A 23,519-nucleotide genomic window follows, 5' to 3' on the forward strand; every position below is an offset into this window, starting at 1 on the left:
GTGGATCTCTTGGCATCGCGACGTGCGTTCGCTCGCGCACAGCGGTGACGTGGTGCGTCTCGACCGTCTCGACGACGACGCCGTTGCCGTGCACGGGGTGGTGTCGCAGGACCGGTCCCGGGCGGTCTTCGTGGCGGCCCGGCTGGCAACGCCGTTCGACTCCACACCGGGGATGCTGCTGCTCCGCGACCTGGACCCGGAGGTGCGCTACCGGGTTCGTGTGGTGCGCGGCGCCGACGGTCGTGAGGAGGACCCCTCGGGTGGCGTCGTCGTCCCCGGCCGCGTGCTCATGACGACCGGTCTGCGGTGCCCCACGCTGCGGCCTGGCGACCTCGCGATCGTCGAGCTCACCGCCCGGTGAGCGCGGGGCCGCGCGTCAGGACCAGACGCGCACGTAGTCCACGTACATGTCGGCCTTGTTCTCCTGCTGGCTCAGGTCGATCGGCCACCCCGAGCCCATCGCGAGGTCCAGCATGAAGAACAGCGGCTGGTGCGCCGAGGAGTCCGCCGGGTAGTAGGTGTCGATCTTTTCCCCGTCGATGTAGTAGTTCACCTCGTTGCCGGCGACCCGCACACCGTAGGTGTGCCAGGTGCGTCCCGCGTCGAGCCCGTGCGCGAACGTGCTCTGGACGTGCGTGTCGTGCACGACCGGGGTGCACGCCCAGCAGTGGGTCGACTGGCTGGTGCGCTTCATGCTGACGGACTGTCCGTGCTGTTCCACGGCGTCGAGCTCGGTGTAGGGCGCGCTCGTTCCGTTGGTGATCCGGTTCTTGCCCATCACCCAGAAGGACGGCCAGGTGCCGTACCCGCCGGGCATGAGGATCCGCGCCTCGAAGTACGCGTCGGAGGCGGCGAAGCCTTGGCCGTCGGTGCCCATCGAGGCGAGGAAGCCCGAGGTGTAGGTCCGGCCCCAGCCCTGGGGGTCGACGAAGCCGTCCGGGGCCTTCTGGCCGCGGATCCGCAGGTACTGGGAGCTCTTGACCGTGAACGGGTCGTTCGCACTCCCGGCCTCCGCGAAGACCGCGTCGCCGAACTCGCCCCCACCTGACTGATACGGGGTCGCGGAAGCATAGGTGGTGCCGACCCCGGTCCTGGAGATCGACAGAGGGCCGGTGAACTCGTCGTCGTAGCTGAGCGTGAGCCCGGCTGCTTGCCCCGGCGTGTCCGTCGCCCCCACCGACCAGTCGACCCCGCCGGTGTTGAACAGCGACAGATAGACGTTGTCGGAGTGGGTGTAGGAGTTGTCGCCGGGAGGCGAGTCCCAGACGCTGATCTCGACGACCATCGGCCCTGACGGGTAGTCGTCGGCATCGATCGTCGCGGAGGCTGTGCCGTCCGCTGCCGGGATGGCTTCGGTCCACCGGTCGTAGCCCCACTTGTCGGTGTGGGTGGCGTCGGGCTGGTGCCAGATCCTGACGTCGCCGTTCTTCATCCCGGGTGCGGTGAAGTCGATGGTGACCTGACCCGAGACGTCCGTCCCGTAGTGCGGGGAGGTGACGCAGATCTTGTAGTCGGCGCACGCGCTGTCGGCGGTGGCGCTCGGCGCGCCGGCCGCCACCACCCCTCCTGCGACGGCGGCTGTGACGAGTGCGACGCACGCGGTTCGAGTGCGGAGCCGGGTTCGTGTGGAACGCGACATGGATGATCCCTACCTCTCTGTAGCGACATGCGCAAAAGGCTTTGCGCACTGGCCACTATGCCACGCAGTGCCAGCGAGTCAAGGGCGCACCCCCGGGGGCCTCGTCGTTCCCCCGCCGCCAGGGGGCGCCCACGCACCCGGGCTCAGACAGCCCCGGCAACCTCCGCCCGCACGACGGCCGCCCCGCCCGCACCGAGCTCGACCACCTGGGCACAGCGCCCCGTCAGCAGGTCCTCCCCCGGCAGCCGGACGCGGACCGGGTCCGTTCCGTGGTTCAGCGCGAAGGTCCAGGCCCGCCCCGAACCGGTGCGGCGCACGAGCTCGAGGTCACCCCGCGCGATCGCCTCCACTACCTCGTCGGTCAGCAGCCCGTCGCGAGGCGAGAGCTCGGGCACGGGCGTCCGCGCGTCGAGCTCGGCCCCCACGCGCGCCAGCACGGCACGCCACCCGGCGACGTCGAGCTGGGACGCGAGGTACCACGCGCCTCCCCTCCCGACGGCTCGCCGGGTGAGCACCGCCGCGCCCGGCCACGGGCCGTCGTCGTAGCGTGCGACGACGACAGCGTCCCGGACCTCGACCTCCTCGGTCCAGGTCCGCGCAGCAAGCTCCCCGACGTCCGAACCTCCCGCACGCACGACGATGCCGGGCAGCAACGGCGTGAAGGCATCGGAACGCACCCCCAGGAGCCCACGGAAGGCACCCGGATAGCCTCCGGTGCGCACCCGGTCGTCACGGTCGGCGATGCCCGAGAAGAAGGTCACGACGACTTCGGCGCCCGCGCGGGCGTAGCCCTCGAGGCGCGCCGCGAGAGCGTCGTCGCACAGATAGAGGCTCGGGACCACGAGCAGCCGGTAGCCGGCGAGGTCGCGATCGGGGTGCACGACGTCGGCCGTCGTACCCAGCCTCCCGAGCGCGCGGTGCGCCGCGCGGATGGTGTCCATCGGCTGGAGGTCGTTCGACGGCATCGTGGGGTCCTGCATCGCCCACGCGGACTCCCAGTCGAACAGGAGCGCAGCGCTGGCCTCGACCGTGCTCCCGACGACCTCGGAGAGCGTGGCGAGCTCACGCCCGAGGGCGCTGGCCTCGCGGTAGGTGCGACTCTGCGTGCCGGCGTGAGGGATGACTGCCGAGTGGAACTTCTCGGCACCCGCCACCGACTGGACGAGCTGGAAGAAGCAGGCCGCGTCGGCGCCGCGCGCGACGTGACCGAGCGTCGCGAGCCTCAGCTCGCCCGGACGGCGCGAACGGTTGACCCGCTGCCAGTTCACGCCGCTCGGCGCGTGCTCCATCAGGAACCACGGGCGCCCTTCCGCGACGCCGCGGCTGAGGTCCCCGGCCCACGCGACCTGCTCGTGCAGCCGGGCCTCGTCGTCGCCCCACCCGACCTCGTAGTGGTCGTTGGAGACGACGTCGACGTCCTGTGCCCACTGGTGGTAATCGAGGGCCCCCGGCGCGTGTCCCATCCCCATCATGAAGTTGGTCGTCACCGGCGCCTTGGCGCCCGCGGAACGCAGCGTGTCGCGTTCGAGCTGGAGCACGCGCCGCAGCTCGTGGGAACAGAAGCGCCTCCAGTCGAGCACCTGGGCCGGGTTGAGGAAGGTCGTGCTCCGTGCCGGGGCGCCGATCTCGTCGAAGCTCCCGTACCGCTGCGACCAGAAGGCGGTCCCCCAGGCCCGGTTGAGCTCGTCGATCGTCTCGTGCCGCCCACGGAGCCAGGTGCGGAAGGCCTCGGCCGAGACCTCGCAGAAGCACTCGGCGTTGTGGCAGCCGAGCTCGTTGTTCACATGCCACAGGACGACCGCGGGATGGTCCGCGTAGCGTTCGGCGAGCCGGCGCGTGACCTCCGACGCGTGACGCCGATAGTCGGGCGACGAGGGGCACCAGTTCTGCCTGCTGCCCAGCTCGAGACGCACGCCGTCACGGTCCACCACGCGCGACGACGGGTGGGCGCGGGAGAACCACACGGGCGGCGAGGCCGTCGGCGTCGCGAGGACCACGTCGAACCCTTCACGGTGGAGCAGGTCGAGCGCGCGGTCGAACCATGCGAAGTCCCAGACGTCCGGGTGCGGTTGCAGCCTGGCCCAGGCGAAGACGCCGAGCGTGACCGTCGTGATGCCGGCGTCCCGGAGCGCCGTGAGCTGGGCGGGCCAGTCGGCCTCCGGCCACTGCTCGGGACTCCAGTCGCCGCCGTAGGCGATCCGTTCGGGATTCCACCGTGCTCCGGCCATCCTTGGTGCTCCTTCGTGTGGGGAGCCCGCGTCGTCGCGCTGGTGGCTCTGCTGCCCTCAGTGTCGTAGAGTATTAGCAAAACGCTTTGGAGGCAGGATCGTGTCCGTGCGCAAGCACGCTCTCCGAGATCAGGTCGGGGTCGAGCACGACCGCTACGACGTCGTCGTCGTGGGCGGAGGACTCGCGGGCGTCTGCGCGGCGATCGCCGCGGCGCGCGCCGGCCTGCGGCTGGCTCTCGTCCATAACCGGACCGTACTCGGCGGCAACTCGTCGTCGGAGATCCGCGTCTGGGTCTGCGGTGCCACCTCTCACGGCGAGCACCACTACGCCCGCGAGACCGGGATCATGGGTGAGCTCTTCGTCGAGAACCAGTACCGCAACCGGGACGGCAACCCCTACTACTGGGACCAGCTCCTGCTCGAGAAGGTCCTGGCCGAGCCGGGCATCCGGCTGCTCCTCGGCACCCACGTCGACGAGGTCGAGGTGGAGGACGGCGACCAGGGCCGGACGATCGTGGCGGTCGGGGCCGTCATGGCCGGGTCGGAACGCGTGTTCCGGCTCGAGGCCGAGCAGTTCGTCGACGCGAGCGGCGACGGCACCGTCGGCTTCCTCGCCGGCGCCCGGTACCGGACCGGGCGCGAATCGCACGCCGAGTACGGCGAGAAGCTCGCGCCCGTCGAACCGGACGACGAGACGCTGGGAAGCACGATCCTGTTCTACGTCAGGGACGCCGGGCACCCGGTGCGGTACGTCGCGCCTCCCTGGGCCGTCGACATCGCCTCGACGTCCGTCCCCACCACCCGGTACATCAGCCCGGCCGCGAACGGCTGCGCCTACTGGTGGATCGAGCTCGGCGGCGACCGCGACGTCGTCCACGACGACGACCAGCTGCGCCTCGAGCTCCAAGGCGCAGCGCTCGGCGTCTGGGACTACATCAAGAACTCCGGCAGGTTCGACGCCGACGACCTCACCCTCGAATGGGTCGGTTCGGTACCGGGCAGACGCGAGTACCGCCGCTTCGTCGGCGACCACACGCTCACCGAGCAGGACATCCTCGCCCAGGCCCAGCACAGCGACACGGTCGCCTTCGGCGGCTGGTCGCTCGACCTGCACCCCCGGGGGGATCTACGCCCAGGGGCCGGGCTCGCGCCACGTGTACTCGGACGGGACCTACGACATCCCCCTGCGGGTGCTCTACGCCCGCGACCTCGCGAACCTGTGGGTCGCGGGCCGTGACATCTCCGCCTCGCACGTGGCGTTCGGCAGCACCCGTGTCATGGCGACGTGCGCGATCCTCGGCGAGGCGGTCGGGATCGCCGCGGCGGTCGCCGCCTGGAACGGCTGCCGGCCGCAGCAGGTCGCGACCACCCATCTCACCGAGCTTCGCCGAGCACTCGTCCGCGCGGACGCCTCCGTGCAGGGCATCGGCCACGACGACCCCGAGGATCTCGCCCTGCAGGCGAGGGTCACGGCGTCGTCCACAAGCACTCAGCTGACCGTGCCACCCGAACCGGCGGCCGAATCTCTCGCCCTCGACCGCTCGATCGGCGTCGTCCTGCCCGTGGACCCGGCGCTCGAGGAGATCCGGCTCCTCGTCGAGGCCGACGAGCCCACGACCGTCGGCGCCCGGCTGCACGCGACCTCCCACCCCCGCAACTACCTGCCGGGCGCCGAGGTGGCCAAGGCGAGCGTGGACGTGAGCTCCACCGGTCCGACGTGGGTCGCGCTTCCCCTGGTGTGGCGACCGGCCGAACCGGCCAACGCGTTCCTCGTCCTCGACTCCAACCCCCACCTCCGGCTCGTGCGTGCCGCGAGTCCGGTGCCCGGCGTCACGACGCTCGTCCTACGCGACCTGCCCGCGGAGCCTCTCGACGACCCCCGCGAGTGGCGCGCCTGGAAGCGCCTCGCCCACCGCGACCTCCCCGTGCTCGACGCCGGCCCCACCACGGCCTGGTCCCCCGACCGGGCCGTAGGCGGCTTCGCCCGACCCTGGGGTGGACCACAGCTGTGGGTCTCGCAGCCCCTCGACCGCGACCCCCAACCCACGCTCACCCTCGACTGGGACCACACCGTCACGTTCAGCGAGGTCGCGGTCGTCCTCGACGACGACGTCGAGGAGGACCTCATCAACCTGCACCACCACACCACGCCCTTCGACGTGGTCCCGGAGCTCGTCCGTGACTATCGCGTCGAGGCGCTGCTCGCGGACACATGGACGACGGTCGCCCACGTGACGGGAAACCGTCGCCGCCACGTCCGCCACCGGCTCGAGGTCCCGGTGCGCGCCGACGCGGTGCGTCTTGTCGTGCTCGCGACGAACGGAGCACCCTGCGCCCATGTGTCCGGCCTGCGCGTCTGGCGCTGACCGGAGCGATCGGAGCCCGTTCGTCTACCCCGACACCACGGTGAAGGGGTCGAAGACGTGCTCCGGCGCGAAGCCCAGCAGCTCCGCCGCCCAGGAGGTGTCGACCAGCGCCTCGTGGTCGCGCAGGCGCCGCAGGACCGGAACCCCCGCGTGGAAGCGGTCGACGAGCTCCTGGGAAGGAAGAGTCGCGAGCGTGTTGGGCGCCGAGAGGAAGAACCGTTCGAACCCGAGCCTCTCGGCGTGCTCGAGGGCGAGCAACGCCGCAGTCGCGGCGTCGCGCGTGTCCAGGTAGGCCCAGAGCGATCGCGCGCCGGCGCCCGGGTCGGTGAGGAACGCCGCAGCGTCCCGGCCGAGCTCCCGCTCGGGGACACCGAGCAGCGGGTAGCGCAACGCGACCACCCCGATCTCGTGAGCAGCCGCCAGGTAGGCCGCGGTGGCCTCGTCGACCTGCTTGGAGTGCGCGTACACGTCCCGGACCTGGAGCGGGACCCGCTCGTCGAGCGGGAGCCACGGCGCCGGCACGTCCCCCCACGGCAGGCCCGTCACCGAGAGGCTCGAGGCGATCACCGCCGCCCGGACGTCATGACGAACCGCGGACTCGAGGACGACGAAGGTCGACATGCTGTTGGCGCGGAACAGCTCGGGCGCCGTTCCCAACGTCGGTGACGCCATCGCCGCACAGTGCACCACGGCGTCGACGCCGTCCATCGCCTCGTCCACCGCAGCGACGTCGTACGCCGGACCGATCACGGTCCTGGCCGCGGGGCCCCGGGTGCGCGGAGGTCGAGGGCCACGACCTCGACCTCCGCGCGGTGGAGCGCCGTCAGCACTGCGCTGCCGAGCCGGCCCGCGGCACCCGTCACGAGAACCCGCTCGTAGCGCAGCCCCATCGAGCCTCCTCTTCCTCTCGTCCTGTCGGCTTCGACCTCGTCGGGTTCCGTCTGCTCGGGCCGGCGGCCCGTGTCGCCAGGCGTCACTCGATCAGCTGGACCGGACGCAGCAGACTCGGGTCCTTCGTCGTCGCGATACCGCCACCCCATTCGATCCAGCCCGCCCGGCCCTGCCCGTTGTCGTCGTCCGCGACGACCAGCGACAGGCCGAAGGGATTGGACGGCTTGGCTGAGAACCCGAGTGCGGCCCACGGCACCGTCAGCTCGTACGCGGTCGTGGTGCCGGACCGGGTGATCGACACCGTACCCCGGGAATCTCGCCCGCGACCTGCCCCGGCGCTGCCGAAAGGGCGAGGAGGGTCGGACCGTCGGACTCGAGGGCCGCGAGGATCTCCACGCGCTGCGTCGACGCTCCTGGCAGCGTCGGTGTCACGGCCAGCTGGATCGCGTCACCGTTCCAGCCTGCGTTGCCCTGCTGCACGTTGCTGAAGAGGTTGTCCTCGACGTTCGCCTTGACCACCAGACCCGTGTCGGTCCACGACAGCTTGACGGTACCGGACAGGTCCGAGTCGCCGCCGTAGGTCTGGTGCCGGTAGTCGACCTTGCCGTCGGCCACCAGGTCGATCGGCGGGACGGCGTCGTCGGACGTCGCACCCTCCGGTGTGACGGGATCGAAGCCGGTGCTGCCCGAGACCGCGGCGACAGCCGTGCCACCCTGCACGCTCACCGTGTAGGAGTAGCTCGCCCACGGCTGCACGTCGGGTACGACGATCCGCCGCGTGACGGTGCCACCCGCGTCGATCTCGCCCAGCTGCGTCACCTCACCACTCGCCGCTCCGACCGTCCACACGATCTCGCCCGGGTCCGCGGCCGACTTCGCACTGTTGTTCCTGACCGTGACGTCGAGCGCCGCCCCGAAGGGCGAGGTCGACGTCACCACCGGTGAAGCGCTGACGCTGAGAGGACGGACGACCGATACGTCCGCGGCCAGGTGCGCCGTCGCGGTGGACCCGGCACCGGCGGTCGCCGAGACGGTGTGGTTCCCGACCTCGTCGACGGCCGGCAGGGTCACGGTGGCACTCACGGCCTTTCCGGACGTCGAGTGCACCGCGACTCGCTTCCCGTCGACCCGGAAGTTGACCCATTCGGGTGCCGACTCGCCGTGGGTCCGGTCCACGGTGAACGTGGCGTCGACGGTCTCGCCCTGGGCCACGGTCGCGGGAACCGACATCTGGTAGACCGGCGACGCAACCAGGGCCGGCGAACGGACCTCGCCCTTCACGTAGATCGGGTGCTCGCCCAAGGCAAGCTCGACGTAGCCGCCCGACGGCTGGACCGTGGTCTGCTCGCCGTAGGCGTCGACGACCTTGAGCGCGTGCGTCGTCCGCATCCGCACGGTGGAGGGCGTGGTGGACCACATCACGCGGACCGGGGCGTCCCCACCCTCGAACCGCACCGAGTGGGCGTCGTCGCCGAGGTCGTCGGTACCCGCGTACGTCATTCCGACGAGCTGCCTGATCATGACGGCCTGGGTCACGAGTGCCGGCTTGGGTGACAGCACCGGAAGCCCCAGGTACCCGGCGGGCCTCATCAACCCGAAGTTCTGCTCCTGCGCCGCCGGGTTCATGCCGTCATCGAGGAAGTCGTAGTAGTAGTAGCTCGTCATCCCCTCCGAGAGGCCGAGGGCGATGCCCCGGACGAGCTGGTCGCCCTGCTGCTCGGTGGTGACGCCACCCGGGGTGTGCGTGGGGTACCCGTTCTCGGTGACGGAGATCGGCTTGGCGACGCCGTCGTTGTGTTCCTTGATGAGGGTGTCCAGCGCGCTCACGCCCGTCATCCCCGACTGCTCCGGTGGCGCCGGGAAGCCGTAGAGGTGGGGGCTGACCTCGTCCAGGTAGCCGAGGCCACCGAGCTCGAACAGCCGGTCCCAGAAGCCGCTCGACCCGCCTGCGGGGCCGACCACGACCGCGTCCGGGTGGTCCTGCTTCACCTGGGTCGCGGTTGCCTTCAGCAGAGGCAGGTAGCAGTCCGCCGTCTTGCCGCAGGTGCCGTTGTTGAAGCTCCCGTCGAACTCGTTGTAGACCTCGACGCGGTTGGTCTTCGTCAGGTCGAGGAGCGCACTCGCGTAGTTCGCGAACGCGGCGATGCCTTCGGGCGAGCTGGGGGTCTTGTTGTCGTCGTAGAGCTTGTTGGTCAGCGCGAGCGTCAACGACAGATCGACGTGGTGAGCGGCCGCTTGCTGTACCAGGGACGTGCCCCAGCTCGGCAGCGAGTAGACGCCCTGCGTCTTCTCGACGTACTCCCAACGGATCGAGTCACGCACACGGGAGAAGCCGACCTCGTCGAGGGGATCCCAGATCGTCGACGGGTTGCCCTTGCTCACGTGGACGTTGACACCGAACGGCGACGATGCAGTCGCCTTCGCCGACGGTCTCGCGGCGAGCAGTGCGATCGGGAGCGTGCGCTCGAGCGTCGCCGCCGGCGTGGTCGCGGTCACCCGCACGTCGTAGTAGCCGAGCGGGAGGCTCGACAGGTCGATCGACCCGGTCGACGACGACGCCGTTCCTGCGGCCCGCTCGACGCCCTGCTCGTCCGACGCGGTCCAGTCGACCGCAGCGGCACTGGAGGCGAACGGGACCGTCCGCTGCTCGTCGCCCGAGAAGACGAGGTCCGTCGGCGCGAGCGTGAGCGCCGCGTCGGCGGCGAAGGACACGGCGACGGCGCTCACGCACACGTCGGTCGACGACCGCCCGAAGCGCGAGTCCCACGACGCGACCCTGAAGTCGGCGCCCGTCGGCAGGTCTCCGGCGAACTCGACGTCCGCGAGCTGGAACGTGTAGCTCTTCCACGACTTCGATCCCGTGAGCGGGACGACGTCGCTCGACACGGTGCCCGAAGGACCGTCGTACTGCACCGTGAAGTCGCCGCCGCCGGCGTCGTAGTAGTCGACCGTCACGAACGCGTACCCGCCCGGGTCGGGCTTGTGATCGTCGTCCACCCTGAAGTAGAGGAAGTCGTTTCTCACCGGCGTCGTCGCCGTCGACCAGCACTCACGTCCGTCCTTCGTCGTCGCAGACGACGAGACCGCGGACGTGCCGTCGCCGGGGTTTCCGGCCATGCCGACCCACTGCGGCGACGCGCCGAGCGTCGCGCTGGCCGCGGCTGATGTCGATGTCGAGGCGCCGACGGACGCGTCCGACGCGGCGGCCGGGACGACCCCGGCGATCGACAGCCCCATCACCGCGACGAGGGCCGCGACGGTGCGCCGCCTCCCCCGGTATCGAGAAGCCCTGCTGACCATGGCGTTCACAACTCCTTCGTTGATGAAGCTCTGGGACGTGGCGGAGTCGGGGTCCTCAGCCCTTGAGGCCGGTGAAGCCGATGCCCCGCACGATGAACCTTTGGAAGATGACGAAGATGATCACGGGCGGCACGAGCGCGATGAGCATGCCCGCGATCAGGACGCTGAGGTCTGCACGCTCAGCGAGGCGCGGCAAGGCGACCGACAGAGGCTGCACGGATGGCTCCGTGAGCACGATGAGCGGCCACAGGAAGTCCTTCCACGCGGCCATGATCGTGATCAGGGACACCGTCGCGATGATCGGTCCTGACATCGGCAGGACGAGGTGGCGCAGCAGCCGGATCGGTCCGGCCCCGTCCAGCTCGGCCGCTTCGAAGAGGTCGCGAGGGATGCCGTCGAAGAACTGCCGCATGATCAGGAAGTTGAAGGCGTTCGCGGAGGCCGGCAACCAGATCGCCCACGGGGTGTTCGCGAGGTTCCAGCCCGTGAAGGGGACGTCGAGGATCGTCACGTACAGAGAGATCAGCGTGACCGTCCCCGGCACGAACAGCGTGGCGAGGACGCCGGCGTACACCCAGGACCCGAATCGCGGTCGCAGGACGGAGACGGCGAACGCACCCGTGATCGTCACGAACAGGCCGACCAGCCACGTCCCGAGGACGAGCACCACCGTGTTGACGAGGTACTTCCCGATCCCGAGCTGCGACCAGGCGGTGGAGAGGTTCGACCACATCGTGGGGTCCGGCCACAGCCGGGCGGGCTCGTGGAGCAGCTGTTGGGTCCCCGAGAGCGCCGCCTTGACGGTCCAGTAGACGGGAGCCGCACCCATGACGACGAGCGCCATCAGGACGAGGGCGTTGACCCCGCCGAGCGTGGTGCGCACCCCACGCCGCCGCCGGTCGGCCGGTGACACGAGCCCGCCGACCGTCTCTGTGGACGCCCGGCTGCGCCGGGGCCGACGGCCGATCGTCACGTCCTGCGTCGCGGTCATCGGGAGCCCCACTTCCTGGTCGCCCAGAGGTAGACGGCGGACAGGAGGCACAGCACGACGGCGAGCATCACCGATGCCGCGGCGGCGGTGCCGTACTGCCCGTACTCGAATCCGTAGCGGTAGATGAGCTGAAGAATCGTGATGGTGCTGTCCGCGGGACCACCGTTCGTCATCACGAAGGGCTCCGTGAAGATCTGGAAGAGGCCGATCGCCTGCAGCAGGAACATCACCAGCAGGACGCCGCGCATCTGCGGCAAGGTGATGTGCCAGAACCGGTGACGCACCTTCGCCCCGTCGATCTCGGCGGCTTCGTAGAGCTCGCGCTGGACGTTCGCGAGCGCCGCGATGAAGATCAGCACGGCCCCGCCCAGCGACGCCCACACGTGCTGGAGGACCAGGCTGGGCAGTGCCCAGGTGGAGTCCTGCAACCACGGGTACGGTCCAAGGCCCACCAGCCCGAGGATGTCGTTGAAGAGCCCGTAGTCGGAGTCGTAGAAGGTCTTCCAGAGCAGCACCCCGACGACCGGGGGGATGACGACAGGCAGGTAGACGAGGGTCCGGTACAGCGCACCCGCCCGAGTCAGCTCGGAGATCACGACCGCGAGCAGGACGGCCACGGGGAACCAGATCAGGAGATCCAGCGCCGTGAAGACGGCCGTGTTCCTGACCGCCGTCCCGAAGAGCGGGTCGTCCAGGACGCGCCGGAAGTTGTCGGTGCCCACCCAGTGCGCCGGCGTGACCAGGTTCGTCTTCTGGAAGCTCAGCCTGACCGCGCCCACGATGGGCCACCAGGAGAAGGCCGCGAAGACGAGGACCGTCGGCGCGAGGAACGCCACGGACCACCACGCTCGCGGCGATCGCCAGCTTCTGTGGCGCCGGGCGCGCGGCGCCGGGCCGGGCACAGGGGAGCCTTCGTCACGAACCCGTCGCCTGCGGCGGTGTCGGTACTCAATGCCATCGGTGGTGCCTTCCCTGTGCCCGGCCGGGTGCCGTGTCAGCCGGCCTGGTCGATGAGTGACTGCGCCTGCTTGTCGGCCTTCTGCAGCAGCGCGTCGATGTCGGCGTCCGGCTTGGTCAGCACCTGCTGGACGACCGTGTCGAGGCTCTTGTAGATCTGCTGGGTCGCGACCGACGGCTCCGGAACGAAGGTGAGCTTCTTGACGCCGTCGATGTAGGGCGCGAAGTGGTCCAGGTCGATGTTGACGTACGGCTTGATGGCCGCGCTGATCTTCGCCTGGGTCTCGTCGTCGAAGAGCGGGAGCAGCGGCACGCCGACACCGATCCCGTCGGCGTTGTTGGCCTTGGCCTGGTTCGCGGCCGCGGTCGTGTCGAGCTGGGGCCGGACGTATTCGTAGTAGATCCACTTGACGGCGGCCGCGCGTTCGGCCGCGGAGGCCGTGGAGGTCACCATCACGGCGGTGCCGCCGATGAGTGCCTTGTTGGCGTCGTTCGCCTGCGGCATCGACGTGACGCCGAAGTCGGCGGGCTTGCCGGCGTACTGCCCGATGTAGCGGTTGTAGTACGACGGGGTCGCGATGATCATCCCGACCTGCCCGCTCGCGAAGGCCTTCTCGGCGTCGGGCTGCTCGCGCAGCACGTTGGTGCCGATCGAGTCGTCGGTGAAGCGCAGGTCGTGCTGCCACTGCAGGATCGACCGGGTCGCGGGGTTGTCGATCGTGGAGGTGAACTTGTCGCCGTCGGCCTTCTGGATCACGTCGCCCGACGAGACCGTCTGGGCGGTGAGCTGCCAGCCGCCGGTGCCGTTGGAGGTCATGGACCCGAACCCGGCGACTCCTGTCTTTTCCTTGATCGCCTTCGCGTCCGCGCGGACCTCGTCCCAGGTCGCGGGTGGCTTGTCGGGGTCGAGGCCGGCCTTGGTGAAGAGCTCCCGGTTGTAGACGAGGCCGAGGGCGTACACGTTCTGCGGGACGCCGTAGAGCTTGTCGTCCGCCTTGAGCACGCCGAGGGCGGCGGGGTTGAGACTGTCCAGCTCACCGATGTCCGCGATCTCCTTGGAGATGTCGGCGACCTGTTCGCGGGCGATCAGGGCCGCGGGCTCGGTGAAGGGGACGACGATCACCGTCGGCGCCGTCCCGCCGGCGAACTGGGTCGTGAAGGCTGCGGAGCTGTAGATCTCGTCGGTGGCCTTGACGGTGATGTTCGGGTTGTCGGCCTCGAACTGCTCCACGTTCTTCTGGAACGCGGCGCGGTTCGCCTTGTCGGTCGCGACCGGCAGGCCTTGCACCTTGATGGTCACCGGCGCCGACGTGTCGACGGTGTCGTCGTCGCCGCCTCCGGATGAACACGCAGCGATCGTGGCAACGAGGCCCACTGCCACGAGCGCGGCGAGCCCGCGACGTCCATTTCTCATGAGATCTCCTCGGAAGCTTCGTCGGCCCGGGGCGCACCACGGCGTCGGTGCCGTTTTGCAAAGCGTTTTGCTCTGTGGCTGAGAGCATCGTCCTCGCCACTTCGTTTGTCAACCCCAGCACGACGAGCACACATCGCACCCATGCAAGGGCCCGCGCCAGGGGCGGTCTCGGTTCGCACCAGCCGGACGCCTAGGCCGACTCGCGGCGCACGACCTCGGTGCTGAAGGTCACGGCTCGCGGCGGTCGCACGACGTCCTCCCGCAACCGGGACAACAACAGCTCGGCTGCCGCACCGCCCTCCTCGCTCGCCGGGATGCGGACGGTGGTGAGCGCGGGACGAAGCAGGCCCGCCACGTCGATGTCGTCGAAACCGATCACCGCGAGCTCGTCCGGGACCGCGAGGCCTCGCTCGCGCGCGCCGTCGAGCACCCCGAGAGCGACGACGTCGTTGTTGGTCACCACGCCGTCGAGCGGGCCCCCTCGTCGAGCAGCGACCTGATCGCCGCCGCCCCGCCGGCGCGCGTCAGGTCCACGTGCACGACGCGCTCCTCCAGCGCCGCAGCGGCGACCGCGTCCTGGTACCCCAACAAGCGGTCCGTGCGCTGGCCCGGCTCCGTGCCGGCGACGAAGGCGATCGCGGTACGGCCCTCGCGGAGAAGGAACTCGGTCGCCTGCCGACCGCCGCCACGGTCGTCGACACCGACGACGTCGATGCCCGGTAGCTCCTCGGCGAGCCCGAACGCGACGGCAGGGATCCCCGTTCGACGACCTTCTCGAGCTGGCCGGCGTAGCCCTGGTAGCCCGCGAAGGCGAGGCCGTCGACACCGTGCCCGAGCATCCGGTCGATGACCCGCGCCTCGGCCTCCGGGTCGCCGTCGGTGCTGAAGATCATCAACGAGTAGCCGGCCGGGTCGAGGACGTCGAGCATCCCCTTCGCCAGTGCCGGGTAGAACGGGTTGGTGATGTCGGGGATCACCAACCCGATCGTGTTGGTGCGGCGCGTGATCAGGCTCTGTGCCGCAGCGTTCGGCCGATATCCGAGCTCCTCGATCGCGGCCAACACGCGCTCACGGGTCTCCCGCGAGACCGGACGACGGTCGCTCAGGACGTGGGACACGGTCGTGATGCTGACCCCGGCCGCGCGGGCCACGTCCTTGATCCCGACACGCCGCGGCACCGACCGACCAGCCTCGACCATGCCATCTCTCCGATCATTGCGCGGAAACGCGCGCTCGCCGCGGCACGCTCGGTCACGCCGCTGCCACATCGCCTCGGCCCGGCTCGAGCGTCGCCGGGTTGCATCATAGAGGTGGACCGCGATACAAAAGGGTTTGCGCCGCTCGTGCGGCGTGATCCCGCAACGAAGGGCAGTGCTGCCTCATGAAGGTCTCCAGAGTCGAGACTCTGCTGATCGCGCCACGCTTCGCACTCTGCCGTGTCGAGACCGACGACGGGCTCGTCGGGTGGGGCGAGCCCGTCCTCGAAGGCCGCGCCGAAGTGGTGCTGGCGGCGGTAGAAGCCGCCGCAGAGCTCCTGATCGGGCAAGACCCGACCCAGGTCGTCCGGCACTGGCAGACCCTCACCAAAGGGAGCTACTACCGCAACGGTCCCATCCTCGCGAGCGCCGTCTCGGGCCTCGACCAGGCGCTCTGGGACATCTTCGGCAAAGCCGTGGGGCTCCCCGTCCACGCGCTCCTGGGCGGGGCGCAGCGCGACCGCACCCGCGTCTACGCCTGGCTGCACGGTGCCGACACCGCGGCCCTCGTCGACCACGCCCGGCTCCGGCTCGAGCAGGGCTACGACGCCGTCAAGCTCGCGCCGGCGCGCGCCCTCGCCCCCTGACCGGTACCACCGCCGTTCGCGAGATCGTCGACCGGGTCGCAGCGATCCGGTCCGCGATCGGGGACGACGTCGACCTCATGCTCGACCTCCACGGACGCGCCACCCTGCCCCAGGCCCGCATCCTCATCGAGGCACTCGCTCCGCTGAAGCCCCTGTTCATCGAAGAGCCAGTACGCCCCGAGCTCGTCGGCCGCCTCGACCGGATCACGAGCACATCGACCGTCCCCATCGCGATGGGCGAGCGTCTCTACGCGCGGCACGAGTTCCTGCAAGCCCTCGAAGCCGGGGCGGCCGTCGTCCAGCCGGACTTGTCGCACGCCGGAGGGATCACAGAGGCCCGCCGCATCGCCGACCTCGCCGAGATGTTCGACGCAGCGTTCGCACCCCACTGCCCGCTCGGGCCCGTGACGCTCGCCTCCAGCCTTCAGGTCGACGCCGTGGCGCCCACGTTCCTGATCCAGGAACAGTCGATCGACATCCACGCCGGACGCTCCGACGCGCTCTCGTGGCTCGTCGACACGACTCCCCTGCGGCCGGTCGACGGCTCCGTGCCCCTGCTCACCGGACCCGGCCTCGGGCTCGAGATCGACGAAGCCGCAGTGCGCCAGGCCGCACGCGACCACCGCTTCCGCTCGCCGATCTGGCACAGGTCCGACGGAAGCTTCACCGAATGGTGACCGACCGCAAGCCCGCATCCACGCACCACCGATCCGCCCACCCCCGTGGACGACAGAGGACACCATGAAGATCTCCGGCACACACGTCGACGTCCTCGTCGTCGGCGCGGGGATGGGCGGCATCGCAGCCGCGCTCGCAGCCGCCAGGCACGGCGCGACCGTCGTCCTGACCGAACCGACACGGTGGGTGGGGGCGCACTGACGACCCAGATGGTCCCGCTCGACGAACATCGACGGATCGAACGCCTCGGGGCCACCGCGACCTACCGCGCGCTGCGGGAGAACCTGCGTGCCCACTACCGCAGGTTCTACCCGCTGACCGACCGCGCACGGCGCGACCCTCTCCTCAACCCCGGCGCCGGGTGGGTGAGCCCGCTGTGCGTCGAGCCCAGGGCGGCCGTGTCCGTGCTCGAGGCGATGCTGGCGCCGTATATCGCGTCCGGGCGCATCCGCCTCTGGCTCGAACACCGCCCGACGGCGGCCCATGCGGAGGGTGATCTGGTCCGAGCCGTGGACCTGGTCGGCCCCGAAGGGACCACGCGGACCGTGGAAGCCCGCTACGTCCTGGACGCGACCGAGACTGGTGACCTCCTCCCTCTCGCCGGGATCGAGCACGTCACAGGGCGGGAGTCCCGCGACCAGACCGGTGAGCCGGGCGCCGCGGCCACGGCACACCCCGGCGACATGCAGTCGGCGACCTGGTGCTTCGCCGTCGAGCATCACGCCGGCGAGGACTTCACCATCGACCGGCCGCGCGACTACGACCTGTGGCGGGACGCTCGGCCACCAGCCTGGGGAGGCGCACGCATCCTCGACTGGACCGGTCCGGGCGAGGACACCGGCATCGCCCGGCCCTACCACCTCACGATCAACCCCGACGACGACCCCCAGTCCGTCGACACCGACCATCGGCACATGCCGCTCGGGCCGGAGCTGTGGACCTACCGGCGCATCGCCGCGCGCCGCCAGTTCACTCCGGGCAGCTACGCGAGCGACATCACGATCGTGAACTGGCCGATGAACGACTACACCGGGGGCCGGTGTTCGGCCCGGGTTCCGACGGGCACCGTGACGCCGCGCGGCAGCTCAGTCTCTCGCTCATGTACTGGCTTCAGACCGAGGCTCCCCGGCCCGACGGCGGCCACGGGTACCCCGGTCTGCGCCTCCTCCCCGAGGTCAGCGGGACAGACGACGGTCTCGCCATGGAGCCGTACATCCGCGAGTCGCGGCGGATCCAGGCGACGCGGACGATCGTCGAGCAGGACGTCTCGGTCGAGCTGCGCGGAGACAAGGGGGCCGAGCACTACGTCGACACGGTGGGCATCGGCCACTACTACTGGCTCGACCGCCACGCGACCACCGCCGGCTCGATGCCGGCGGGGGACGGCCGCAGCCCTTCGAGATCCCGTTCGGCGCGTTGGTCCCACGCAGGGTCCGCAACTTCCTTGCTGCAGGCAAGAACATCGGGACCACCCACATCACCAACGGGTGCTACCGGCTGCATCCCGTGGAGTGGAACATCGGCGAGTCCGCCGGCATCGCCGCCGCGCGCGCCCTGCGGACCGGTGTCGAACCGCACAGCGTGCTCCAGGACGAGAACGAGCTCGAGGACCTGCAGCGCGAAGTGAGCGGCGACGGGATCGAGCTCCGCTGGCCGGCCGGGACCCTCTGGTGAGCCACGTCGACCTCCTCGTCGCGGGCGAGGCGCTGCTCGCGCTGCTCGCACCGGGCGGCACCGACCCCGCGCGTTCCACCGTTCTCCACCCGCACGTGGTGGGCGCGGAAGTCAACGCGGCTGCGGCAGTCGCGGCGCTCGGGCACCGGGTCGCCTGGACGGGTGTCGTCGGCCACGACAGCGCGGGACGTCGGATCTGCGAACACCTGCGTGGCCGAGGCGTCGACGTCGGGCTCGTGCGCACCGACCCGACGCATCCGACCGGGCTGCTCGTCCGCGACTCCACGCCTACGAGGCCGGTCCAGGTCGACTACCACCGCGCCGGATCGGCGGCCACGGGCTGGAACATCGCCGACGCCAGCCGCGCGGCGGGCACCTGTCCGCGGGTGCTCCTGATCAGCGGGATCACGCCGATGCTGTCGGCGTCGACCCGCGCTGCGACCGCGGCCCTCGTCTCGGCGTGCCGAGACGACGGGACGACCATCGTGTTCGACCCGAACGTCCGACTGACCCTGGGGTTGCCCGATCGCTGGCGTCGCGTCGTGCGCCCTCTGCTCCGCGCGGCACATGTGGTCCTCGCCTCGGAGCGCGAGCTCGAGCTGCTCACCGAGAGCTCGGCGGACCGAGCCACCGACGACCTCCTCGCCGGTGACGCCCACACGGTCGTCGTCCGTAGCGCCGACGCGACGTCCAGGGCCGTGTCGGCTACGGGCACGATCCGTCAGGATCCCTTCCCCGTCACGGCCGTCGACCCCGTCGGCGCAGGGGACGCCTTCGCCGGGGGCTATGTCTCCGCGCTGCTCGAGGGCCTCGCGCCTGCCGCATGCCTCTCCCGCGCCGCTGTCCTCGGCGCGCTCGCGGTCACGGTCGCCGGCGACCAGGACGCCTGTCCGGACCGCGACCAGCTGCGCGTCGTCGAGCAAGCCTGGTCGAACGGCGACCTGGAGGCCGCGCGATGACCCCCACCGAGCAGCTGCTCGCGACGATCGACCGCCACGGTGCCTTCGGCATCGTCCGAACAGCGGACGCCGACTCCGCCCGCACCCGCGCGGACGCGGCCCTCGCCGCAGGGCTCGGCGCCCTCGAGGTGTCCTTGGTGACGCCCGGTGCGCTGCGGATCATCGAAGCCCTGCGGTCCGCCGCGCCCTACGCCCTCGTCGGCGCCGGCACCGTGACGAACGAGACCGACGCACGGTCCGCGATCGACGCCGGCGCGCAGTTCGTCGTCTCCCCTGCGGTCGACGTGGGGGTACTGTCCCTCGCCGCGCGTGAAGACGTCCCGGCAGTCCCCGGCGCGATGACACCGACGGAGATCGTCACCGCGACCACCCACGGCGCTCGCGTGGTCAAGCTCTTCCCCGCGGGCACGCTGGGGACCCGATACCTGCGGGAGCTCCGAGGCCCGCTCCCGCATGTCGCCCTCGTCCCGACCGGTGGCATCGCCCTCGACGACGTCCCCGCATGGTGGAAGGCAGGGGCCGTCGGGTGCGGCCTCGGAGGCGCCCTGCTCGACGGGACGCCCGCCGAAATCCGGGCCGCGGTCGGCCGGCTCGCCGACCAACGCGCCGAGTTCCTGGGCACCGCACCGACGGCGGGCAGGAACCCGTCGTGACCGCGACGCACGAATGGGCCAGCCCCGTCCTCGTCGTCGGCGGGGGCTGGGAGGAGTCGCAGCCGCGCTGATCCTGTGCGAGCTCGGCGTGAACGTCACCCTCACCGAGGACGGCGCCTGGCTCGGCGGTCAGCTCACCAGCCAGGCCGTCCCGCCGGACGAGCACCCGTGGGTCGAGTCGCGGTACGCGTCCCCGCGGTACCGCCGGCTGCGCAGCCTGATCCGCGACGAGTACCGGGCCACCCGCGCGCTCACCCAGGCGGCCAGGACCGACCCCTGCTCAACCCCGGCCTCGGTGACGTCAGCGGCCTGTGCGCACCGCCGTCCGTCAACGCGCGGGCGGTCGAGACGCTCCTCGCTCCGCACGTCGCCACCGAGACCCTCCGCATCGTCCGCGACGCACGTCCCGTGGGTGCCGACCGTCACGCAGACACGATCCGCGCCGTCGAGTTCGCGCTCGCAGACGGCGACCGTCTCGTGGTCGCCGCGGACGTCGTCCTCGATGCCACCGAGACGGGGAAACTCCTGGCGCTCGCGGGTGCCGAGCACACGGTCGGGGCGGAGTCGGCAGCCGAGACCGGCGAGCCGCACGCACCGGACGAGCCGAACCCGGACGACCAGCAAGCCATCACGTGGTGCTTCGCGGTCGAAGATCGCGCGGGCGAGGACCACACCATCGCCAAGCCGCACGACTACGAGACCTGGAGAGACCGGCGTTGGCCCTTCTGGCCGGGGTCACAGCTGTCGTGGACCGATCTCGACCCGATCCGTCTCCGCCCCCGCACGATCCGCCTCCACGAGCCCGGACTGCGCCGCGACCGCTGGACCTACCGCCGCATCGGCGCCCGGTCGCTGCTCGCCGACCGCAGCACCGAGCAGGACGTCACCCTCGTCAACTGGCCGCAGAACGACTGCTGGACCCGGCCGCTCGTCGACTCGACAGACCCCACGTCGGCGCAACCCTGGTACGAGAGCGCGGCCGCGCGTGACGCGAAGGCGCTCTCGCGGGCCTTCCTCTACTGGATGCAGACCGAGGCCCCCGAGCCGACGGCGGCACCGGGCACCCGGGGCTGCTCCTCCGCCCCGACCTGATGGGCACCACGGACGGCTTCGCGCAGCGGCCGTACGTCCGTGAGTCACGGCGCGCGCTGACACTGCGCACGGTCACGGAGCTCGACGTCGGCGTCGAGGCCTCGCCCGGCGGATCCACCGTCTTCGAGGACACCGTCGGTATCGGCGCCTACCGCATCGACCTGCACCCGACTCCGGCCGGGCGCAGCTACGTCGACGTCGACTGCTACCCCTTCCAGATCCCCCTGCGCGCCCTCGTGTGCCGGACGGTCACGAACCTCGTCCCGGCCGCAAAGGGCATCGGGACGACGCACATCTCGAACGGTGCGCTCCGCCTGCACCCGGTCGAGTGGTCCGCGGGTGAGGCAGCCGCAACCCTCGCCGCCCACCTGGTCCGGCACCGGATCACGAGCCAGGACGCAGCCACGTCTCGCTCGCACGTCGCCGACATCCAGCGGCTCCTGCGGGGCACCCTCGGCAGCACCCTCGAGTGGCCTGAGGACATCCGGACGACGCCGTGCCCGGCCGACGTCGCCGTGCCGCGCTTGGTCGAGCCGCTCTAGATCGAAGGGACCAGCAGAGCCGTCGATGTGCAACGCGGTCGCCGGTGGTCGCCTCGACGGCGTGACGACATCAACCCACGTCGAGGGCACCGGCCCGCACTTCGTACCTACATCTGCATGTCGACGAACCGCGAGTAGTGGCCCTGGAACGCCACGGTGATGACATCGGTCGGGCCGTTGCGGTGCTTGGCGACGATGAGGTCGGCCTCTCCCGCTCGCGGGGACTCGCGCTCGTAGGCGTCCTCGCGGTGGAGCAGGATCACCATGTCCGCGTCCTGCTCGATGCTGTTGTGCAGAGCGATGCCATTGGCGACGAAGTTGTGTGTCCCGACGACGGTCGCGTCGAAGACCTGCTTCTCCCCCATCGGCTCGATGGCCACGACCTCGTCCCACATCAGGTCGTTGACGGCCATGATCTCGAGCTCTTCGGACTCGAGGACCGCGGCGATCCGTCCGAGACGCTGCCGCGACGGCGCGTGCTTCCACGGGGTGCTCCCGCAGAGCTGCGTGCCGATCGCGGCGGCGAACTCCCGGTGCGTCATGCCACGCTCGACGAGCACGTCCCTGACGTCGTCCCACACCTGGCGAGGAACGGTGTCGACATTCGTGTTCGCCTGCTTGTCGCGGATGATCTCGAGGAGCCGAGCGGCTGACTCGCCGCGCTCCCCGTGGACGCCGATCTCCTGGAGGAACCGGCGCTGGTCGTCGAGACCCGACACATCGAGGGTGTAGCAGGACCGGTAGCCAGCCTTCGGAGTTGCCGTCCGGAGCCGGGTCGAGATCCCGAACCGCAGGAACAGCCGAGAGAGGTCGTCGACCAGCCGCCGCGAGGTCGACGCGTAGTAGATCCTCCCGCTCCGGCCGTTCGCGTTTACCGTCACCGAGCCGTCCGTCGCCCAGATGTGCCGGAGGAACAGCGCGATCTGCTCCTTCGGAAGGTGGAACACGCCCTCCGGGACGAACTTCTCGTGGCTCCGCAGCCCGAACAGACCGAGGTCGTCGAGCCACTCCGCGATCGGCGTGATCCCGAAGGCACCGGCCGCCTCGGACACGATCGCCAGGTTCTTCTCGTCGATCGATGCGTCCCGGATCGGCTGACGCTTCACGAACGACCCGTCGCCGAGCAGGTGCGCCAGCATGATCACCTTGCGGTCGTCCCACTCGGCGTTCTGCTCCGGCCCGGGCACGTGTCGAGGCACACCGACGCGCGAACCGACCTCGAGCTCACCGAGCGGCGTCCACCCGCCGTACGTGAGGAACGGGTGGTTCGCGGTGGCCTCGACCTGCTTGCCGGACGCCAGCCGCACCCGGAACACCGGCTTCACGCCCGTCGGGAAGACGTGGGTCAGGTGTCGGCGGACGTACTGCAGCCGGTCGTTCAGGGCCCACACCGGGACGTCGCGGGACCCGAGCGCGAAGAGCTCACCCATGGTCGTCTCGGCGCCGGTGTCCGCACGCAAGATCCGGGTGTCCTCGGTGAGGCAGCCGGACTCACGGAGGTCCGACATAGCCGGCTTCTTGTCCGTGCGTTGCTCGGCCCCACGGTTGAGCTGCGAGATCGCGATGACCGGCACCTCGAGCTCTTTGGCGAGCAGCTTGAGCGCACGCGAGAACTCGGACACCTCCTGCTGCCGGGACTCGACGCGCTTACCGGACGTCATGAGCTGCAGGTAGTCGATGACCACGAGCTTGAGGTTGTGCCGCTGCTTGAGCCGGCGGCACTTGGCGCGAATCTCCGTCAGGGTCATGTTCGGCGAGTCGTCGATGAACAGCGGCGCCTCGGAGATCTTGCCCATGGTGGCGGCGAGCTTCTGCCAGTCCTCGTCGCCGAGCTGACCGTTGCGGAGCTTCTGCAGGTGGATCCGTGCCTCGGCAGCGAGCAGACGCATCGTGATCTCGTTGCGGCTCATCTCGAGCGAGAAGACGACGGCGGCCTGGTTGTGCTTGATCGCCGCGGACCGCACGATGTCGATGCCGAGCGTCGAGTTGTGAGTCGGCACCATAGCGCGCGTCGCCAGGTACAGGTGGTCGGGGTGGTCGATCTCGACGCATCGGACGGGCACCGAGGCGACCGGCTCGACGGACACCACGAGCCGCGCCGCGAACCGCCGCGACGGCCGCAGCTCCTTGTGCAGGAGCCTCAGGTCGTCGCGCGTGAACACGTCGTCGTCGGCCTCGAAGACGACGCTCGCGACCCCGGTCTCCGCGACCGGCTCCGTCCGGTACCCGAGCCCGACGACGAGCTCGCGCACGTCGTCGGCCACCGAACCCGTGGCGAGGTCGAGGCTGACG

The 23,519-nt window shown here is 70.5% G+C and carries 21 protein-coding genes and 4 pseudogenes; 13 read left to right on the forward strand and 12 right to left on the reverse strand.

All coding sequences use genetic code 11. The annotated features are described in order from the left end of the window. The first annotated feature begins 130 nt into the window (after positions 1-130). Entirely contained in the window at positions 131-361 is a 231-nt protein-coding gene (locus QQK45_RS21980) for a hypothetical protein (RefSeq protein WP_348525340.1), read from the forward strand. 15 nt (positions 362-376) lie between these two features. Here the strand turns inward: QQK45_RS21980 and QQK45_RS06885 are convergent, their stop codons facing one another. Beyond that, positions 377-1,558, reverse strand: coding sequence for a glycoside hydrolase family 16 protein (locus QQK45_RS06885; protein ID WP_284292630.1), 1,182 nt, complete (start codon positions 1,556-1,558; stop codon positions 377-379). 224 nt (positions 1,559-1,782) lie between these two features. Continuing rightward, positions 1,783-3,867 (reverse strand): beta-galactosidase, encoded by a 2,085-nt coding sequence (locus QQK45_RS06890; protein WP_284292631.1) that lies wholly within the window; start codon positions 3,865-3,867, stop codon positions 1,783-1,785. Between the two features lie 106 nt (positions 3,868-3,973). On the opposite strand from QQK45_RS06890, the gene QQK45_RS06895 reads away from it, so the two are divergent. Together QQK45_RS06895 and QQK45_RS06900 are read left to right on the forward strand one after the other, a co-directional pair. Further along, positions 3,974-5,104 carry an FAD-dependent oxidoreductase gene (locus tag QQK45_RS06895; protein WP_284292632.1) on the forward strand — a complete coding sequence of 377 codons (1,131 nt, stop codon included), beginning with the start codon at positions 3,974-3,976 and terminating at the stop codon, positions 5,102-5,104. Then, on the forward strand, positions 5,022-6,233 hold the full coding sequence (locus tag QQK45_RS06900; protein ID WP_284292633.1) for an FAD-dependent oxidoreductase: 1,212 nt from the start codon (positions 5,022-5,024) through the stop codon (positions 6,231-6,233). The genes QQK45_RS06895 and QQK45_RS06900 overlap by 83 nt, the downstream gene beginning before the upstream one ends. Positions 6,234-6,257: 24 nt before the next feature. On the opposite strand, the gene QQK45_RS06905 is transcribed toward QQK45_RS06900, so the two are convergent. The 9 genes and pseudogenes from QQK45_RS06905 to QQK45_RS06945 all read right to left on the reverse strand — a co-directional run bounded on the left by QQK45_RS06905 (position 6,258) and on the right by QQK45_RS06945 (position 14,985). Next, on the reverse strand, positions 6,258-6,983 hold the full coding sequence (locus tag QQK45_RS06905) for an NAD-dependent epimerase/dehydratase family protein (protein ID WP_284292635.1): 726 nt from the start codon (positions 6,981-6,983) through the stop codon (positions 6,258-6,260). Further along, complete coding sequence (locus QQK45_RS06910; protein ID WP_284292636.1) at positions 6,980-7,123, reverse strand: NAD-dependent epimerase/dehydratase family protein; 144 nt, start codon at positions 7,121-7,123, stop codon at positions 6,980-6,982. Before QQK45_RS06910 ends, QQK45_RS06905 begins: the two co-directional genes overlap by 4 nt. A gap of 83 nt (positions 7,124-7,206) precedes the next feature. Then, positions 7,207-7,380, reverse strand: a complete 174-nt coding sequence (locus tag QQK45_RS06915) for a DOMON domain-containing protein (RefSeq protein WP_284292637.1) — start codon at positions 7,378-7,380, stop codon at positions 7,207-7,209. A gap of 2 nt (positions 7,381-7,382) precedes the next feature. Beyond that, positions 7,383-10,433 (reverse strand): hypothetical protein, encoded by a 3,051-nt coding sequence (locus tag QQK45_RS06920; protein WP_284292638.1) that lies wholly within the window; start codon positions 10,431-10,433, stop codon positions 7,383-7,385. A 46-nt stretch (positions 10,434-10,479) separates the two neighbouring features. Further along, positions 10,480-11,415, reverse strand: coding sequence for a carbohydrate ABC transporter permease (locus QQK45_RS06925; RefSeq protein WP_284292639.1), 936 nt, complete (start codon positions 11,413-11,415; stop codon positions 10,480-10,482). After that, positions 11,412-12,251: a carbohydrate ABC transporter permease gene (locus QQK45_RS06930; RefSeq protein ID WP_284292640.1), complete on the reverse strand. Its 840-nt coding sequence runs from the start codon at positions 12,249-12,251 to the stop codon at positions 11,412-11,414. Before QQK45_RS06930 ends, QQK45_RS06925 begins: the two co-directional genes overlap by 4 nt. 158 nt (positions 12,252-12,409) lie before the next feature. Next, positions 12,410-13,786, reverse strand: a complete 1,377-nt coding sequence (locus QQK45_RS06935; protein ID WP_284292641.1) for an ABC transporter substrate-binding protein — start codon at positions 13,784-13,786, stop codon at positions 12,410-12,412. Between the two features lie 190 nt (positions 13,787-13,976). Next, a pseudogene (locus tag QQK45_RS06940) lies at positions 13,977-14,282 on the reverse strand (substrate-binding domain-containing protein); the annotation flags it as partial. 28 nt (positions 14,283-14,310) lie between these two features. Continuing rightward, complete coding sequence (locus QQK45_RS06945; RefSeq protein ID WP_284292642.1) at positions 14,311-14,985, reverse strand: LacI family DNA-binding transcriptional regulator; 675 nt, start codon at positions 14,983-14,985, stop codon at positions 14,311-14,313. Positions 14,986-15,167: 182 nt separating this feature from the next. Between QQK45_RS06945 and QQK45_RS06950 the strand changes: the two genes are divergently transcribed. The 10 genes and pseudogenes from QQK45_RS06950 (at position 15,168) to QQK45_RS06995 (ending at position 21,227) form a co-directional block, all read left to right on the forward strand. Beyond that, positions 15,168-15,629, forward strand: coding sequence for a hypothetical protein (locus QQK45_RS06950; RefSeq protein ID WP_284292643.1), 462 nt, complete (start codon positions 15,168-15,170; stop codon positions 15,627-15,629). A gap of 56 nt (positions 15,630-15,685) precedes the next feature. Then, positions 15,686-16,306, forward strand: a complete 621-nt coding sequence (locus tag QQK45_RS06955) for an enolase C-terminal domain-like protein (RefSeq protein ID WP_284294965.1) — start codon at positions 15,686-15,688, stop codon at positions 16,304-16,306. Between the two features lie 64 nt (positions 16,307-16,370). Then, positions 16,371-17,305, forward strand: a pseudogene (locus QQK45_RS23035) (FAD-dependent oxidoreductase); the annotation flags it as partial. 101 nt (positions 17,306-17,406) lie between these two features. Beyond that, a pseudogene (locus QQK45_RS23040) lies at positions 17,407-17,613 on the forward strand (FAD-dependent oxidoreductase); the annotation flags it as partial. A 29-nt stretch (positions 17,614-17,642) separates the two neighbouring features. Then, positions 17,643-17,981 (forward strand): FAD-dependent oxidoreductase, encoded by a 339-nt coding sequence (locus QQK45_RS06970; RefSeq protein ID WP_284294966.1) that lies wholly within the window; start codon positions 17,643-17,645, stop codon positions 17,979-17,981. Further along, a complete protein-coding gene (locus QQK45_RS06975) occupies positions 17,978-18,940 on the forward strand; it encodes a sugar kinase (RefSeq protein WP_284294967.1) in 963 nt (320 codons plus the stop codon). Before QQK45_RS06970 ends, QQK45_RS06975 begins: the two co-directional genes overlap by 4 nt. Continuing rightward, positions 18,937-19,593, forward strand: coding sequence for a bifunctional 4-hydroxy-2-oxoglutarate aldolase/2-dehydro-3-deoxy-phosphogluconate aldolase (locus QQK45_RS06980; protein ID WP_284292644.1), 657 nt, complete (start codon positions 18,937-18,939; stop codon positions 19,591-19,593). Before QQK45_RS06975 ends, QQK45_RS06980 begins: the two co-directional genes overlap by 4 nt. Positions 19,594-19,606: 13 nt before the next feature. Further along, positions 19,607-19,783: pseudogene (locus QQK45_RS06985) on the forward strand (FAD-dependent oxidoreductase); the annotation flags it as partial. Continuing rightward, on the forward strand, positions 19,762-20,685 hold the full coding sequence (locus tag QQK45_RS06990; RefSeq protein WP_284292645.1) for an FAD-dependent oxidoreductase: 924 nt from the start codon (positions 19,762-19,764) through the stop codon (positions 20,683-20,685). The pseudogene QQK45_RS06985 and the gene QQK45_RS06990, both read left to right, overlap by 22 nt. Beyond that, positions 20,685-21,227: an FAD-dependent oxidoreductase gene (locus QQK45_RS06995; protein WP_284292646.1), complete on the forward strand. Its 543-nt coding sequence runs from the start codon at positions 20,685-20,687 to the stop codon at positions 21,225-21,227. Before QQK45_RS06990 ends, QQK45_RS06995 begins: the two co-directional genes overlap by 1 nt. Positions 21,228-21,334: 107 nt before the next feature. Here QQK45_RS06995 and QQK45_RS07000 read toward each other — a convergent pair whose 3' ends face one another. After that, positions 21,335-23,491, reverse strand: coding sequence for a DnaB-like helicase C-terminal domain-containing protein (locus QQK45_RS07000; RefSeq protein ID WP_284292647.1), 2,157 nt, complete (start codon positions 23,489-23,491; stop codon positions 21,335-21,337). Positions 23,492-23,519: the final 28 nt, after the last annotated feature.

The organism is Luteimicrobium album (genome assembly GCF_030161555.1).
GTDB lineage: Bacteria > Actinomycetota > Actinomycetes > Actinomycetales > Cellulomonadaceae > Luteimicrobium > Luteimicrobium album.